Below are 267 nucleotides of genomic sequence, written 5' to 3'. Positions count from 1 at the left end.
CCGAGGCCACGCCCGAGGACAAGATGGCGCTCATCAAGCGCGAACAGGCCGGCGGCAAGCTCGTCGCCATGACCGGTGACGGCACCAACGACGCCCCGGCACTGGCCCAGGCGGACGTCGGCGTGGCGATGAACACCGGCACGTCGGCCGCCAAGGAGGCCGGCAACATGGTCGACCTCGACTCCAACCCGACCAAGCTCATCGAGATCGTCGAGATCGGCAAACAGCTCCTGATCACCCGGGGCGCGCTGACCACCTTCTCGATCG

The 267-nt window shown here is 67.8% G+C and carries 1 protein-coding gene; it reads left to right on the top strand.

The window, feature by feature from the left end; genetic code table 11:
- Positions 1-267, top strand: a 267-nt coding sequence (locus tag V2J85_RS41110) for an HAD-IC family P-type ATPase (protein ID WP_330824454.1), incomplete at both ends; no start/stop codon positions are given.

It is taken from the genome of Streptomyces bugieae (assembly GCF_036352915.1).
GTDB classification, from domain to species: domain Bacteria; phylum Actinomycetota; class Actinomycetes; order Streptomycetales; family Streptomycetaceae; genus Streptomyces; species Streptomyces endophytica.
The sequence above is the reverse complement of the archived record's forward strand: the minus strand, read 5'-3'. Positions and strand labels throughout refer to the sequence as shown.